The sequence below is a fragment of the Kribbella sp. NPDC051718 genome (assembly GCF_040681515.1).
Lineage (GTDB): Bacteria > Actinomycetota > Actinomycetes > Propionibacteriales > Kribbellaceae > Kribbella.
In genome coordinates this window covers 184,236-197,807 of the sequence record NZ_JBFAYZ010000010.1, presented here as the reverse complement: position 1 = coordinate 197,807, position 13,572 = coordinate 184,236, and the positions used below count along the sequence as shown (strand labels likewise).

General features: G+C 66.9%; 14 protein-coding genes. 7 read left to right on the top strand and 7 right to left on the bottom strand.

All coding sequences use genetic code 11. The features are described from left to right. Window positions 1-13: 13 nt before the first annotated feature. From AB0M15_RS32330 to AB0M15_RS32315, 4 genes are all read right to left on the bottom strand, one after another. The gene (locus tag AB0M15_RS32330) at window positions 14-802 is read right to left on the bottom strand and encodes an SDR family oxidoreductase (RefSeq protein WP_363826606.1); all 789 of its coding nucleotides are present in this window, start codon (window positions 800-802) and stop codon (window positions 14-16) included. Between the two features lie 51 nt (window positions 803-853). Continuing rightward, window positions 854-1,321, bottom strand: coding sequence for an NUDIX domain-containing protein (locus AB0M15_RS32325; RefSeq protein WP_363826603.1), 468 nt, complete (start codon window positions 1,319-1,321; stop codon window positions 854-856). A gap of 394 nt (window positions 1,322-1,715) precedes the next feature. After that, the gene (locus AB0M15_RS32320) at window positions 1,716-2,567 is read right to left on the bottom strand and encodes a fumarylacetoacetate hydrolase family protein (protein WP_363826600.1); all 852 of its coding nucleotides are present in this window, start codon (window positions 2,565-2,567) and stop codon (window positions 1,716-1,718) included. A 29-nt stretch (window positions 2,568-2,596) separates the two neighbouring features. After that, window positions 2,597-3,292 (bottom strand): GntR family transcriptional regulator, encoded by a 696-nt coding sequence (locus tag AB0M15_RS32315; RefSeq protein WP_363826597.1) that lies wholly within the window; start codon window positions 3,290-3,292, stop codon window positions 2,597-2,599. A 137-nt stretch (window positions 3,293-3,429) separates the two neighbouring features. On the opposite strand from AB0M15_RS32315, the gene AB0M15_RS32310 reads away from it, so the two are divergent. The 6 genes from AB0M15_RS32310 to AB0M15_RS32285 are packed head-to-tail and all read left to right on the top strand — an operon-like array spanning window position 3,430 to window position 10,084. Further along, window positions 3,430-4,521, top strand: coding sequence for a substrate-binding domain-containing protein (locus AB0M15_RS32310; RefSeq protein WP_363826594.1), 1,092 nt, complete (start codon window positions 3,430-3,432; stop codon window positions 4,519-4,521). Between the two features lie 5 nt (window positions 4,522-4,526). Beyond that, the gene (locus AB0M15_RS32305) at window positions 4,527-5,630 is read left to right on the top strand and encodes a mandelate racemase/muconate lactonizing enzyme family protein (RefSeq protein ID WP_363827176.1); all 1,104 of its coding nucleotides are present in this window, start codon (window positions 4,527-4,529) and stop codon (window positions 5,628-5,630) included. Then, window positions 5,627-6,712, top strand: coding sequence for an ABC transporter permease (locus AB0M15_RS32300; protein ID WP_363826590.1), 1,086 nt, complete (start codon window positions 5,627-5,629; stop codon window positions 6,710-6,712). Before AB0M15_RS32305 ends, AB0M15_RS32300 begins: the two co-directional genes overlap by 4 nt. Further along, window positions 6,709-7,713 carry an ABC transporter permease gene (locus AB0M15_RS32295; protein WP_363826587.1) on the top strand — a complete coding sequence of 335 codons (1,005 nt, stop codon included), beginning with the start codon at window positions 6,709-6,711 and terminating at the stop codon, window positions 7,711-7,713. The genes AB0M15_RS32300 and AB0M15_RS32295 overlap by 4 nt, the downstream gene beginning before the upstream one ends. After that, window positions 7,710-9,242: a sugar ABC transporter ATP-binding protein gene (locus AB0M15_RS32290; RefSeq protein ID WP_363826584.1), complete on the top strand. Its 1,533-nt coding sequence runs from the start codon at window positions 7,710-7,712 to the stop codon at window positions 9,240-9,242. The genes AB0M15_RS32295 and AB0M15_RS32290 overlap by 4 nt, the downstream gene beginning before the upstream one ends. Continuing rightward, the gene (locus AB0M15_RS32285) at window positions 9,239-10,084 is read left to right on the top strand and encodes an amidohydrolase family protein (RefSeq protein WP_363826579.1); all 846 of its coding nucleotides are present in this window, start codon (window positions 9,239-9,241) and stop codon (window positions 10,082-10,084) included. The genes AB0M15_RS32290 and AB0M15_RS32285 overlap by 4 nt, the downstream gene beginning before the upstream one ends. Before the next feature lie 158 nt (window positions 10,085-10,242). On the opposite strand, the gene AB0M15_RS32280 is transcribed toward AB0M15_RS32285, so the two are convergent. Together AB0M15_RS32280 and AB0M15_RS32275 are read right to left on the bottom strand one after the other, a co-directional pair. Further along, window positions 10,243-10,932: a hypothetical protein gene (locus tag AB0M15_RS32280; RefSeq protein WP_363826576.1), complete on the bottom strand. Its 690-nt coding sequence runs from the start codon at window positions 10,930-10,932 to the stop codon at window positions 10,243-10,245. A gap of 31 nt (window positions 10,933-10,963) precedes the next feature. Continuing rightward, a complete protein-coding gene (locus AB0M15_RS32275) occupies window positions 10,964-12,019 on the bottom strand; it encodes a DNA polymerase IV (RefSeq protein WP_363826574.1) in 1,056 nt (351 codons plus the stop codon). A gap of 86 nt (window positions 12,020-12,105) precedes the next feature. Between AB0M15_RS32275 and AB0M15_RS32270 the strand changes: the two genes are divergently transcribed. Next, on the top strand, window positions 12,106-12,975 hold the full coding sequence (locus tag AB0M15_RS32270) for an NAD-dependent epimerase/dehydratase family protein (RefSeq protein WP_363826571.1): 870 nt from the start codon (window positions 12,106-12,108) through the stop codon (window positions 12,973-12,975). Window positions 12,976-12,999: 24 nt separating this feature from the next. Here AB0M15_RS32270 and AB0M15_RS32265 read toward each other — a convergent pair whose 3' ends face one another. Beyond that, the gene (locus AB0M15_RS32265; protein ID WP_363826568.1) at window positions 13,000-13,464 is read right to left on the bottom strand and encodes a GNAT family N-acetyltransferase; all 465 of its coding nucleotides are present in this window, start codon (window positions 13,462-13,464) and stop codon (window positions 13,000-13,002) included. Between the last annotated feature and the right edge of the window lie 108 nt (window positions 13,465-13,572).

The window sequence follows — 13,572 nt, the reverse complement described above, 5'->3', positions numbered from 1 at the left end:
TGGTTGCTACTCCTCAGATAAGGAAGCCGCCGGAGACCTCGATGGACTGAGCATTGACCCAACGGTTCTCCTCGGAAAGCAGGCTCGCGACTACGCGCCCGACTTCCTCCGGCTCACCAACCCGCCCCAACGCCGTCTGCGAGGCGAGCAACGCCTCGAACTCATCAGTCAGCCCACCACCGAGCTCCGTGCGAATCGGCCCGGGCGCAATCGAGTTGGCCCTGATCCCACGCGCGCCGAACTCCTTGGCCATATACCGGGTGAGCACTTCCAGCCCACCCTTGAAACTTGCGTACGGCGCGACTCCAACGATCGCCGTCCGGCTGGTCGCGCTGACCATGTTGACGATCTGCCCACCATCAATCATCAACGGCAACAAGGCCTGCGTCAGAAAGAACGGCCCCTTGAGATGCACATTGAACAGCCCGTCGAACTCATCCTCCGTAACGGTCGCGATCGGGTTGTAAAGCCCGTACCCGGCGTTGTTCACCAGACAGTCGAAGCCGTCCCGCCCCCACGTCTCCCGCAAAACCACCCGAACGTCGTCGACAAACCCACCAAACGACGAACTCACCGCCACGTCCAACTTCAACGCCACCGCGGTACCGCCGCCCGCAACAATCTCCTTCACCACTCGCTCGGCTGACTCCGGATTCCTGTTGTAGGTAAGCACCACCCCCATACCCCGCTCCGCACAAGCAACAGCAGTAGCAGCCCCAATCCCTCGGCTGCCCCCAGTAACAATCACGATCTTCAAGTAAGTAAGCCTTCCCCGGTCTGTTTCCACCGAGTCAACGCCCACCCCACCCACCGCGGAAGGCCGAGTCTTCCTGGGTGCCCCACACCCAGGCTCCTACCCGCCCACCTTCAGCAACTCACCCAGCGGCACCCTGACATCAACCGGGTAGAGCCCAAGCAGGTCGAACTCGTCAGCCCCCGCCCACCTCAACTCATAGCTGTTCTCCGGCCCGTGTGCCTCTGCCTCATCGCCTGACAGCACCGGTACGCCGACGACGTCGCCCACCAAGAAGTAAGACGCCGGCCGCCCGTTGTGCTCGCCGGTCCACAGCAGCCGATCAATCCGCCCGGTAAGCGTCGTCTCCTCAGCCAACTCCCGCAAGGCGGCCGCCTCAGCGCTCTCGCCTTTCTCCACATGCCCACCGGGCAGCACCGCGTAGTGATGCCCCGGACACTCCGAACCACCCCACCCGGCGGCTCCACACATCACGCAATCCCCAACCACCTCGAGCCGCAGATACCGCTTGATCACCAACGCCCGACGCCCATCGATGACTACAGCAACCGCCCGCGGAATCAACATGCAGACGACAATGCCAGTACCCTCCGACAAGGCTGACCGGTCAGGTACTTGGCCGCCGCCATGCGTTCCCTAGAAACGAAAACCGACCCTTGGTGGCACGAGGCCAGCAGCGGGGTCGGTGTTGATCGAGCCAGTCTAGGAGATGTCTGGGGATTCGTAGCGCGACGTCGACCTGGGTTCGGCCGGGCAGCTTCGCGTGACGTCGGCGCGGATGGCGCGGCCGGGCGGCAGATGGACGGTTCCCGCGGTCAGGCTTCAGGGGCGCGATCGGTAGTCACCTAGCGGGCGACGGAGGAGCCCGCGTACCAGGGTGGGTGGGAGCTGTCGACGCGGGGAGCGACGTTGGAGCGAGCGGCGGAGGCTGCGTGGGGATTACCCCTACGCAGCTCCGGGGTCAGGCTTGGGTGAGGGTTTGGGATTGTTTGCCTAGGCCTTCGATTTCGCATTCGACGGTGTCGCCGGCGGAGAGGTACGGGAAGCGGCCGGAGAGGGCTACGCCTTCTGGGGTGCCGGTGTTGACGAGGTCGCCTGGGTCGAGGGTCATGTACTGGGAGAGGTCTCGGATGAGAGCGGCCACCGAGAAGATCATGTCTCGGGTGTTGGAGTCCTGGCGGATCTCGCCGTTGACCCAGGATTTCAGGCCCAGGTCCTGCGGGTCGGAGATTTCGTCCGCCGGGACCAGAGAAGGGCCGAGGGGGTTGAAGGTTTCGCAGGACTTGCCCTTGGACCATTGGCCGCCGGAGACCTCGAGCTGCAGGGCCCGCTCGGAGACGTCGTTGGAGACGGTGTAGCCGGCGATACAGGCGAGGGCTTCCTCGTCGGTGGTCAGGTAGCGGGCGGTCTTGCCGATGACGACGGCGAGCTCGACCTCCCAGTCCGTCTTCGTCGAGCCGCGGGGGACCAGGATGTCGTCGTTGGGGCCGACGACGGTGTTCGGGTGTTTGTAGAAGACGACCGGGTTCTTCGGCGGCTCGGCGCCGGACTCGGCCGCATGGGCCGCGTAGTTCAGGCCGATGCAGACGACCGCTCCCGGCTTGGCGATCGGAGCGCCGACGCGGAGGCCGTCAGCCGAAGCGACCGGCAGGGAGCCATCAGACAGAGCAGACCGCACCCGGGCGATCCCGTCGGAGCCGAGGAAGGCGCCGTCGATGTCGGCGGTGACGGAGCTCAGGTCGTAGACGGTGCCGTCGGTGGCGCGCACGTACGGGCGCTCCGAGCCGACCGCGCCGAGGCGCAGCAGTTCCACAGAACTCTCCAAACGAAAGACGAAAGGGGTCAGAGTTGGTCGAACACAGGCCGCAACCGGGCCCGGGACGCTTCGATATGTGCCTTCATCGCCGCCGCGGCCTCAACCGGGTCACCCTTGCGAACAGCCGCCACGACGGTCTTGTGCTCGCGCAACGCCTTGGTCGCGATCCCGCCGCCGTAGTACAGCCGGAAGAGGTGCAGGTGACAGTGCGTGCGCGCGAAGGACTGCCGAGCCGTCTCGTTGCCGGACAGCTCCAGCACCAGGTCGTGGAACCGCTGGTCGTGCGCGGCCATCGCCTTGTAACTGTCGTAGTCAGGACGATCCGGTACGTCGGTATAGCTCAACATCTCGTCCTTGAGCCGGGCCATGTCATCCGCTCCGGTCCGCTCAGCGGCTCGCCCGGCCGCCCAGGGCTCGATGTGCAGCCGGTACTCGAACAGGTCCTCGAACTCCTCCCGGGTCAACCGGGAGGACACCCTGTACCCCCGAAGCGGCTCCTTGATGACCAGCCCGTCGGACTCCAGCCGGGCCAGCGACTCGCGGATCGGGGTCTGGGAGATGCCGAGCTCCCGGGTCAGCGCGTCGATGTTCAGCCGGGTGCCCGGCTCGACCACGCTGTCCATGATCAGGCCCTTGACGGTCTCGTAGACGTCGTCGCTCAGCACCTGCCGTTGAGGCAGCCGGGCGAGCTGCCCCGCCAGACCCACATGCGCATCTGTCACAGTCGCTCCTCCCGAAGCCCCATCATGCCCGACCGGCGGTGTGCACAGTCGTTATGACGACAAGTCTTGACGCCACCAGTGTGAAGCGGCAGCATCAGCTACGCAATATCCTATAGGATCTTTGAGGAGTCAGCCCCATGACCGTCCACTCGATCTACCGGAAAACCGCCGTCGGGCTGGCCGTCGTTGCGCTGGCCGCAACCGGCTGCAGCACCAAGAGCTCGAATGACGCCACCGGCACCTCCGGGGACGACGCTTCCACCGGTACTTCGAGCGGCCCGGTCGAACTGAAAGACGGTTCGAGCGTCAAGCTTGCCCTCATCCCCGGCGGCGCGCACCCCTATTTCCAGCCCTGGAAGACCACCGCCGACCTGGACAAGACCGACTTCAAGCTCGGTGGTGTGACGTTCAACGAAACCGGCGAGTGGGACCAGGGCAAGCAGAACAACGTGATCAACTCGCTGGCCGCCCAGGGCTACAACGCGTTCGGCATCTTCGGGGTGTCGCCGACCGACATCAACTCGACCTTCGAGGACCTGAAGTCGAAGGGCTTCGCGGTCGGCTCGCTGGCGTCCTGCCCCGCCGGTGACACCAACTCGGCCGACTTCTGCCTGTCCACGGACGTCGAGGCAGCGGCGTACAAGGCGACCAAGGCGACGATCGAGGCGATCGGCGGCTCCGGCACGATCGTGCACCTGACCGGCAACAACGTCGACTCGAACACCCAGCGCCGGATCGCCGGCGTGAAGAAGGCGATCGCGGAGACGAACGGCAAGGTGACCGAGCTCCCGGTGATCACCGACATCGACAAGGACCTGCAGACCGCGCAGAAGGCGGTCGCCGACCTGCTTGCCTCGAAGGGCAAGGAGATCAAGGGCATCGTCACCACCGCCTACAACCCGGCCGTCGCCGCGGCCGACGGGGTGGCCAGCAGCAAGCTGCCGATCAAGGTGGTGGCGATCGACGACGACGCCAAGATCCTGTCCGGGATCAAGTCCGGCGGCGTGGCCGCGACGGTCACCCAGAACCCGGTCGGCCAGGCGTACGTCGGTGGCTGGCTGCTCGCCCTGCTCGGCTCCAAGCAGTGCACGATGAAGACCCCCGGCGTGATCGTCGACTCCGGTTCGTTCGTCGTCACCAAGGCCAACGTTGACACCTACGACGCCGAGCGCAAGGCCAAGACGACCGAGCTGCAGAAGGACTTCGCAGCCCAGCTGAGCTGCAAGTGACCGGAGTGCACACCTTGCCCAAGACAACCATCAGTCGCGCCGAGGCGTTCCTGGTCGATCTCGAGGTGGAGACCGTCCGGACCGACGCGGTGCAGGCGTTCCTCAAGCAGGAGACCGTCTTCGTCGAGCTGGAGACCACTGACGGGTACGTCGGGCTCGGCTACTCCTACACGATCGGCAACGGCGGTACGTCGATCCTCGCGATGCTGCGCGATCACCTGCTGCCCCGGCTGATCGGCGCCGACGCCCGCAACGTAGAGGCGATCTGGTACGACCTGTTCGCCTCCACCCGGGCGACCACGGTCGGCGCGATCACCTCGCTCGCGCTGGCCTCCGTCGACACCGCTCTGTGGGATCTCCGCTGCCGCCGGGCCGACGAGCCGCTCTGGCGCCTCGCGGGCGGGTTCCGCCAGCGCGTACCGCTCTACGACACCGAGGGCGGTTGGTTGCACCTGACAACGGACCAGCTCGTCGCCGGCGCGCTCGAGTCGCAGAAGGCCGGCTGGCCCGGGGTCAAGCTCAAGGTGGGCAAGCCACGCGTCCACGAGGACCTCGAGCGGCTGTCGGCGGTACGGGATGCCGTCGGGCCCGCGCTCGACATCATGGTCGACGCCAACCAGTCGATGACGTACGCCGAGGCGAAGCGCCGGGCCCGGGCGTTCGAGCCGCTCGATCTGAGCTGGTTCGAGGAGCCGTTGCCCGCCGACGACCTGACCGGACACGTTCGGCTGGCCGAATCGACCTCGATCCCGATCGCGGTCGGCGAGTCGGTGTACTCCATCTCGCAGTTCCGCGAGTACGTCGCTTCGGGCGCGGCCGGCATCGTCCAGGTCGACGTCGCCCGGGTCGGCGGCATCACTCCGTGGCTGAAGGTGGCGCACCTGGCCGAGACCTTCAACCTCGAGGTCTGCCCGCACTTCCTGATGGAGCTCCACGTCAGCCTGACGGCGGCGGTACCGAACGGCCGGTACGTCGAACACATCCCGCAGCTGCGCGCGATCACGAAGTCCGAGATGGAGATCGCCGACGGGCACGCCGTCGCGCCGGACGAACCCGGACTCGGGATCGACTGGGACCGCGACGCCATCGACGACCGGCGAGTCTCGTGAGTGCACCCGTCTCGGAGACGGCCACCGCGGCCCTGCAGGAACCGGATGCCCCGGTCGAGCAGCCGCGCGGCGGTCGTACTCCGTGGTGGGCGAACCAGCGGATCGGGCTGCTGATCCTCGTCGTCGCGCTGTCAGCGCTGTTCGGGATCCTGCGTCCGGCGTTCTTCAACCAGCAGCTCGTCGTCTTCCCGCTGCTGCGCGACATCGCGATGTTCACCGTGGTCGGCCTGGCCCAGATGTGCGTGCTGTCGATCGGCCACATGAACCTCGCGGTCGGCCGGATGGCGGCGTTCTCGATGATGATCACCGGCATCTCGTACGACCTGTGGCACTTCAGCCTGTACGCCGGCCTGCTGGTCGGCCTGATCGCCGGTACTGCGATCGGCGCGCTCGCGGGCTGGGTGATCGCCCGGACCGGCGTCAACTCCTTCGTCGTCACGCTGGCGCTCGACTTCCTGCTGCTCGGCCTGATCCCACTCGTCTACACCGGGCTGACCGACAACGCCGCCTTCGTCACCAAGCCGCCGGGGATGCGCGAGCTGCGCAACTACTCGCTGGCGGACGTCTGCATCGGCAACGTCTGCGGATCGCCCGCGGTGCCGCAACTGGCGATGTTCGCCGTCATCGCGATGGTCGTGGTCGGCTGGATCTACAGCCGGACCAAGCTCGGCCGTGAGCTGCTGATGACCGGTACGTCGGTGAAGGCGGCCGAGTTGTCGGGCATCCCGACCGCCCGCCGGGTGATCACCGCGCACGCGATGTCGGGCTGCCTGGCGGCCCTGGCAGGCTTCATGCTCGCGGTGAGCACCGGGTCGATCAAGGCGACGATCGGCGAGGAGTTCATGCTGCCGTCGTTCCTCGGGCCGATCCTCGGTGGGACCTTGCTGGCCGGCGGGTTCATCTCCGTCTGGGGGACGTTGCTCGGTACCGCGCTCACCACGGTGATCCGGAAGGGCCTTGATCTGTTGGGCGTCGGGCTCGAAAGCCTGAACATCTACCTCGGCCTGATCCTGCTGGTCGCGCTCTCGACCGACCGCTTCCGAACCGTGCTGTCCGACCGGCAGGGGGTGAAGGAACGATGAAGTCCCTGCTGAGATTCGCGCGGACTACTGAGATGACCTTGCTGGTGATCGGCGTGGTGTTCTTCGTCTTCCTGGTGATCGCTTCGCACGGCGATCTGCTCGAGGCGAATTCACTGCGAGTGCTGCTTCAGTTCCTTGCGGTGCCGGTTCTGATCGGATTGGCTCAGATGGTGGTCCTAGCCGTGGGTCAACTCAACCTCGCCGTCGGTGCCGTCGGCGGCTTCGCCGCGTGCGCGATGGGCGTGCTGATGGCCGACCACGGTGTGCCTGTCCCGCTCGCATTGCTGATCGGCTTCCTGCTCGCCTCGCTGGCCGGCCTGGCCAACGGGCTGCTCGTCGTGCTCACCCGGATCAACGGCTTCATCGTCACGCTGGCCACGATGACCGTCCTGCTCGGCGTCCAGTACAGACTGGTCGGCACCCGGACCGTCGACGCGTATCCCCAAGGACTGAAGAGCTTCGGCTCGTACGCCGTGTTCGGGGTGCTCCCGTTGATCTTCCTGGTCGCGTTGGTGGTGGCCGGGCTGCTGGCGCTGATGCTGCGCCGGACCGTGCCTGGGCGACAACTGCTAGCCTCGGGCGGGAACCCCATCGCCGCAAGGCTTTCCGGGATCTCCAACGACCGCTCCGTGATCATCGCGCACACCCTGTCGGGCGCCATCCTCGGCGTCGCGGCGATCCTGACCATCGCGTCCTCGCCCGGCGTCAACAAGAGCATCGGCGGCGACTGGCTGCTGCCGAGCTTCGCGGCGCCGATCATCGGTGGCGCCCTGCTGACCGGTGGTTCGGCCGTCGTGCTCGGCACGGTGCTCGCCGCCTTCATCGTGCGGTTCGTCGACACCGCCCGAGCCGAGTTCTCACTCGAACCGAGCTGGGTGAACTTCGTCGTCGGCACTGTGGTGCTCGGCTCGGTCGTGCTCGGTCAGGTGCGGACCCGTCGACAAGAGCGACGAACAGTCGTCAAGGCGCCGGACGCGGCCGTGGCCGGAGGTGTCTCATGACGCTCTTCGAAGCCTCCGAGGTGGACAAGCTGTTCCCGGGTGTCCGGGCGCTCGACGGCGTGACGCTGAAGCTCGAAGCGGGCTCGGTGCATGCGTTGCTGGGTGAGAACGGCGCGGGCAAGTCGACGCTGATCAAGGTGATCACCGGGCTCTACAAGCCGGACGGCGGGCGGTTGCTGCTCGATGGCCAACCGGTCGCGTTCGGGTCGCCGCACGAGTCGGCGTCGGCCGGCATCGGTGTGGTGCACCAGGAGCGCAACCTGATCCCGGGCTTCACGGTCGGGGAGAACATCCTGCTCCAGAAGCTGCCGACCTCCCGCGGGCTGGTGGACCGCGGCCGGATCCGGTCGGAGGCCAAGCGATGGCTGGCCGAGCTGGACCTCGACCTCGACCCGGACCTGCCCGTGACGGAGCTGTCCGTCGCGCAGGCGCAGTTGGTCGAGATCGCGAAGGCGCTCTCGGTGGAGAGCCGGGTGCTGCTGCTCGACGAGCCGACCGCCTCGATCACGCCGAACGAGGCCGAGCGGCTGTTCCGGGTGGTCGAGAAGCTGAAGAACGACGGCCGATCGGTGCTGTTCGTCAGCCACAAGCTCGAAGAGGTCTTCCAGATCTGTGACACGGTGACCGTGCTGCGGGACGGTTCGTCGGTGCTCGAGTCGGGCGCTCTGTCGGACCTCACGCGCGATCAGGTCGTCGACCTGATGGTCGGTCGCGTGCATGAGGCACTCACGCTGCCGCCGCGCACTGTCCCCGAGGCGGCGCCGTTGCTGGAGCTCTCGGGAGTCGGTACTGCGACCGGCCACGTGGGTGTGGATCTGTCCGTCCGGCCGGGTGAGATCGTCGGGCTCTACGGACTCGTCGGAGCCGGCCGGAGCGAGCTGGCCAAGGCGCTGCTCGGGCTGGACCGGATCACGGCGGGCGAAGTACGGGTGCGTGGTGAGCTGGTGCGGATCCAGAACGTGCGGGACGCGCTGAAGAACCACAAGATCGGGTATGTCACCGAGAACCGCAAGGAGGAGGGCGTCTTCCTCGAGCAGTCGGTCAGCCGCAACATCGCGGTCACCGTCTGGGATCGGCTGCTGAAGCGGCTCGGCCGGATCCCCGGGCTGTCGTACGTCCCGAAGAAGGCGGAATCGGCGCTGGTCGCCGACTACGTCGAGCAGCTCGGGATCCGGATCGCTTCGGCGGAGCAACTGGCCGGCACGCTGTCGGGTGGCAATCAGCAGAAGGTGTCGCTGGCCAAGTGGCTTGCGGCGAAGACCGAGATCCTGATCATCGACGAGCCGACCGTCGGTATCGACGTCCGGACCAAGGACGCCTTCCACACCCTGATCTGGGATCTAGCAGCCAACGGGCTGGCGATCCTCTTGATCACCTCGGACCTGCCGGAGATGATCACGCTGGCCGACCGGGTCGTGGTGATGCGCGACCATCGGGTCCGCGGCGAGGTCGCCAACGACCACGACTACGACACGATGAGCCAGCAGGTCATCCGCCTCATCCACGCGGAAGGAACCACAGCAGCATGAGCGGCAGGGTCGATGCGCATCATCACATCTGGGATCTGAGTGTCCGGGAGCAGACCTGGATGGTCGGGCCGGAGCTGGATCCGGTCCGGCGCAACTACTCGATCGACGACCTTGCGCCGCTGGCCGCAGAGGCCGGTGTGACGTCGACTGTGCTGGTGCAGACCGTCGGCGTGGCAGCCGAGACGCCGGAGTTCCTGAAAGTTGCTGCTAGCAACGACTTGGTGGCCGGTGTGGTCGGCTGGGTGGACCTGACTGCGGCCGATGTCGCCGATGCGCTGGCGGAGTTGAAGCAACGGCCGGACGGCGAGTGGCTGAAGGGCATCCGGCACCAGGTGCATGACGAGCCCGACGAACGCTGGCTGTGCCGTGACGACGTACGAGCTGGTCTCACGGCGGTCGCCGATGCCGGTCTGGTCTACGACTTGCTGACGAAGACTCCGCACCTTCCAGCTGCTCTGAAAACTGTCCGGGCGCTTCCGCAACTGTCGTTCGTCGTCGACCACATCTCCAAGCCGGTCATCGGAGGCGACCTGGAGCCCTGGGCCTGCGGCATCCGGGCCCTGGCAGCCGAACCCAACGTCACCTGCAAACTCTCCGGCATGGTCACCGAGGCGTCCTGGACCGACTGGAAGGTCTCCGACCTCCAGCCCTACGTGGATGTAGTACTTGACGCCTTCGGGCCCGACCGCGTCATGTTCGGCTCAGACTGGCCCGTCTGCATCCTGGCCGCGTCCTACGCCGAAGTAGTCCAAGCAGCAGAAGACCTGACCTCCACCCTCACCACCACCGAACGCAACGCCATCTTCGGCGCCACCGCCCGCCGTACCTACAACCTCACCTAAGGCAGCCTCCTCCCCGTCCATGCATGCACGCACAACCTGCCAGGCAAGCGATATCCCCGGCGTGGCGGACCCGGTTCGCGGGGTTATGCGTGCGTGCTGGTCCGTGCGTCGGGCGTTGGTGGTGTCTGTCACCTGTGCCGGTCTTGTCAGCGCCTCGACTAGGGCAGCCGGATGAAGTCCTCGGTTGCCTTGGTGGTTACTGCCGCCAGGGCGGCGGCGTCTTGGGGGCGGCCGCCGGTGGTGGTTTCGAAGAGCGGGTGCGGGTTGGTGCCCAGTGAGACGAAGCGGTCGATGACTAGTCGAGGACCGCGGGTGGGGTCCGTGTAGGTGTAGGTGAGGGTCTGGTGGTGGAAGACCATGCTCTGGTAGTTCACGTTGGTGGCCCGGATGCTGCCGGTGGTGCGGGAGATCAGGTGGAAGTCCTCGACGGACGCCTTGATCAGGGCGTACCTGTTGTCGGTCGCGGCCTTGAGCAGCTGGTCCGTCTGGGTGGCGTTCACCCGCAGGTTCCAGAGGCCGTTGGGGCTGGTGAACTTCGCCTCCAACGGCGTCAGCTTCACCTTCTTCCAGCCCTTCGGAGCCCAGATGGTCATGTTGACCTCGGTCGTCGGGTCGCCCCAGCTCTGATGCTCGTACTGCAGCTGCGCTGCCTTCAGCGCGGGCACCTTGTCGGCAGGCTTCGACTGCCCGGTCGCCGGCTTCTTCACCGCCGGCTGGGTGGCGTTCCCGTCGACCGGAGTCCAAGCGCCGTCCGACGCAGAATGCGAGTGAGCCACGGCGGCTGTGGCGATGCCGGTGGTGGCAAGCACGGCGAGGATTGCGCCGATCACGGTTGCGCGGGTGAACATGCCCATTGGACGCCGATGCAGCGGCAGAAGTTCAGGCCCGCGGGAACTCGACGCGGACGCCGAGCAGCCGTACCGGCCGGCGTAGTTCGAACTTCTCCAGCAAGACCAGAGCCGCCGCCGCGACCACCTCCGGATCCTGGGTGATCTCGGGCAGCTTCCGGCTCTTGATCGGGGTGAAGAACGATGTGAACCGCACCTTCACCGCGATCCGCTGAACGCTCCGCCCCTCCGCCACCACCTCACGAGTGACGGTCACGGCGATCCGCCGCAACTCCCGCGCGACCTCCTCCGCCGTGACCAGATCAGTCGCGAACGTCTCCTCATGACTCCGCGACACCGGTTCGCGCGGTACGTCGGTCACCTCGGTGTCTCCGAGCCCACGCCCGAGCGACAGATACCACGCACCCATCCGCGGACCGAACCGTTTCGTCAGCACGTCGAGGTCGGCCGCCGCGAGGTCGGCGACGGTGAAAAGCGCCAATTCGTTGAGGTTCTGCGACATCCGGCTGCCGATACCCCACAGCTCACGGACCGGTCGATGAGCCATCACCTCGACCCAGTTGTCCGCCGTCAGCCGATAGACCCCCGCACCGCTCCCGCTGTCCCGCTTACCGAAGCCGGTCGCCAGCTTGGCCCGCACCTTGTTGTCGCCGATCCCGATCGAACACGCCAACCCGGTCCGTTCCAGTACCGCGGCCCGCAGCTCCCGAGCCAGCGCCTCCGGATCATCGGTCGAGGCGCCGACGAAGCACTCGTCCCAGCCCCACACCTCCACGATCACGGGGAACGACCGCAGCGTGTCCATCACCTCGGCCGACGCAGCGTCGTACGCGACCGGATCGGTCGGCAGGAACACCGCGTCCGGACACTTCTTGAAGGCGGCCCGCAACGGCATCCCCGAGTGCACGCCGAACTCGCGCGCCTCGTACGACGCGGTGGCGACCACCTGGCGTGCCTGGGTGGGATCACCCGATCCGCCGACCACGACCGGCAGCCCGCGCAGCTCAGGCCGGCGCCGGATCTCGACGGCGGCGATGAACTGGTCCATGTCGACGTGCAGCAACCACCAGCCCGGTGCGGTGCTCATACCCCAGAGGTATCACAGACGGCAGAACAGGTCTTGGACTACGGAGCGCGACGAACGGAGGCTGGAGAGGACAGAAAGGAACACACATGAAGGTATTTCTGACCGGCGGTTCCGGCTACATCGGCCGCGCGACGATCGAAGCGCTGCTCCGGCACGGGCACGAGGTGACCTCGCTGGCCCGCAGCGAGCAGGCCGTCGACACGGTCACCGCGCTCGGCGCCAAGGCGGTCGTGGGCGACCTGACAGATCTCGACGTACTCCGTACTGCCGCAGCGGCTGCGGATGGGGTCATTCACCTCGGCGCCGTCAACAGTCCAGAGGCAGCCACCATCGACCTGGCCGCCGCCGAGGCGATGCTCGACGGGCTCGACGGACGTGGAGCGTACGTCCATACAGGCGGGGTCTGGGTGTACGGCGACACCGATGGCGTGATCGACGAGACGGCGGAGATGAAGCCGCCGGCGATCACGGCCTGGCGGCTGGACAACGAGGCTCGCGTGCTGGCGACGGCGACCAGCAGATCGCGGCCGGTGCTGGTGATGCCCGGGCTCGTCTACGGACGGTCGGCCGGGTTGATCGAGGCGTTCTTCGTCGAGCCGGCGCGTGCCACTGGCGCCGTACCGGTGATCGATGACGGGGTGAACCACACGACGCTCGTCCATGTCGAGGACATCGCCGAGCTGTACGTGCTTGCGCTGGATGCGCCAGCCGGCGCGCTGTATCTGGGGGTGGCGCAGAGCGTGCCCTTCAAGGAGCTGGCTCCGGCGCTGGCCGAAGCGGCCGGTCGGCCGGGAAGCTTCGAGCAGCTGACCGCGGCGGAGGCGGCCGAGCGGATGGGGCCGATCGCGGAGGCCTACACCCTCGACCAGCGGATGACCGGCGACCGCGCCAAACGCGAACTCGGCTGGACCCCGAAGCACCTCGACGCGGTAGCCGACCTGGCGAACGGCCGCTAGGACGCGATCGCTGGCCTGGCGGCGCTAGAGCGCTTTGCGCATCTCCTGGGTGACGACGGTGTAGCCGAGCGAGTCGTACAGGCCGATCGCGGTGCTGTTGTCGCCAAAGACGTTCAAGGCGAGGTGGGTGTAGCCGCGGCGGCGGCACTCCTCCTCGCCGGCCAGCATGATCGCCCGGCCGCACCCCTTGCCGCGTTGGTCCGCGAGCACCTCGACCAGGTAGATGAACGGGGTCGCCTTCTGGGTGCCGATCCACAGGCTGCCGACCGGCTCGCCGTCATGGCAGGCCAGCCAAACCAGCTGGTTCTCAGTCGCCAGGCCATCGGTGAGCAGGGAGCCGAACTCCTGGTACGCGCTCTCCAGCGCGGTCGCGGGATCGAGGTCGCGGGCCGGGCCGATATCAGCCGCGTAGCCCTCGCAGCCGCGCTTCATCCAGACGGCGTACTCGTCGGCGGTCGGCGGCCGGAGAGAGATGGACGGTGCGCTCATCCGGTGAAGATACCGCCGCGGCAGGTCGCCGCACGGAGAGCGGACATCCGCTGGTGTCATCGCTCAAGGTCACCGGGCCGTGACCCTGGGTGCGGTAGCCTCGCGCTC

Excerpts from the sequence above, each read along its gene's own strand:
- AB0M15_RS32325 (WP_363826603.1), bottom strand. The coding sequence starts at position 1,321 with ATGTTGATTCCGCGGGCGGTTGCTGTAGTCATCGATGGGCGTCGGGCG.
- AB0M15_RS32310 (WP_363826594.1), top strand. The coding sequence starts at position 3,430 with ATGACCGTCCACTCGATCTACCGGAAAACCGCCGTCGGGCTGGCCGTC.
- AB0M15_RS32295 (WP_363826587.1), top strand. The coding sequence starts at position 6,709 with ATGAAGTCCCTGCTGAGATTCGCGCGGACTACTGAGATGACCTTGCTG.
- AB0M15_RS32290 (WP_363826584.1), top strand. The coding sequence starts at position 7,710 with ATGACGCTCTTCGAAGCCTCCGAGGTGGACAAGCTGTTCCCGGGTGTC.
- AB0M15_RS32285 (WP_363826579.1), top strand. The coding sequence starts at position 9,239 with ATGAGCGGCAGGGTCGATGCGCATCATCACATCTGGGATCTGAGTGTC.
- AB0M15_RS32280 (WP_363826576.1), bottom strand. The coding sequence starts at position 10,932 with ATGTTCACCCGCGCAACCGTGATCGGCGCAATCCTCGCCGTGCTTGCC.
- AB0M15_RS32275 (WP_363826574.1), bottom strand. The coding sequence starts at position 12,019 with ATGAGCACCGCACCGGGCTGGTGGTTGCTGCACGTCGACATGGACCAG.
- AB0M15_RS32270 (WP_363826571.1), top strand. The coding sequence starts at position 12,106 with ATGAAGGTATTTCTGACCGGCGGTTCCGGCTACATCGGCCGCGCGACG.
- AB0M15_RS32265 (WP_363826568.1), bottom strand. The coding sequence starts at position 13,464 with ATGAGCGCACCGTCCATCTCTCTCCGGCCGCCGACCGCCGACGAGTAC.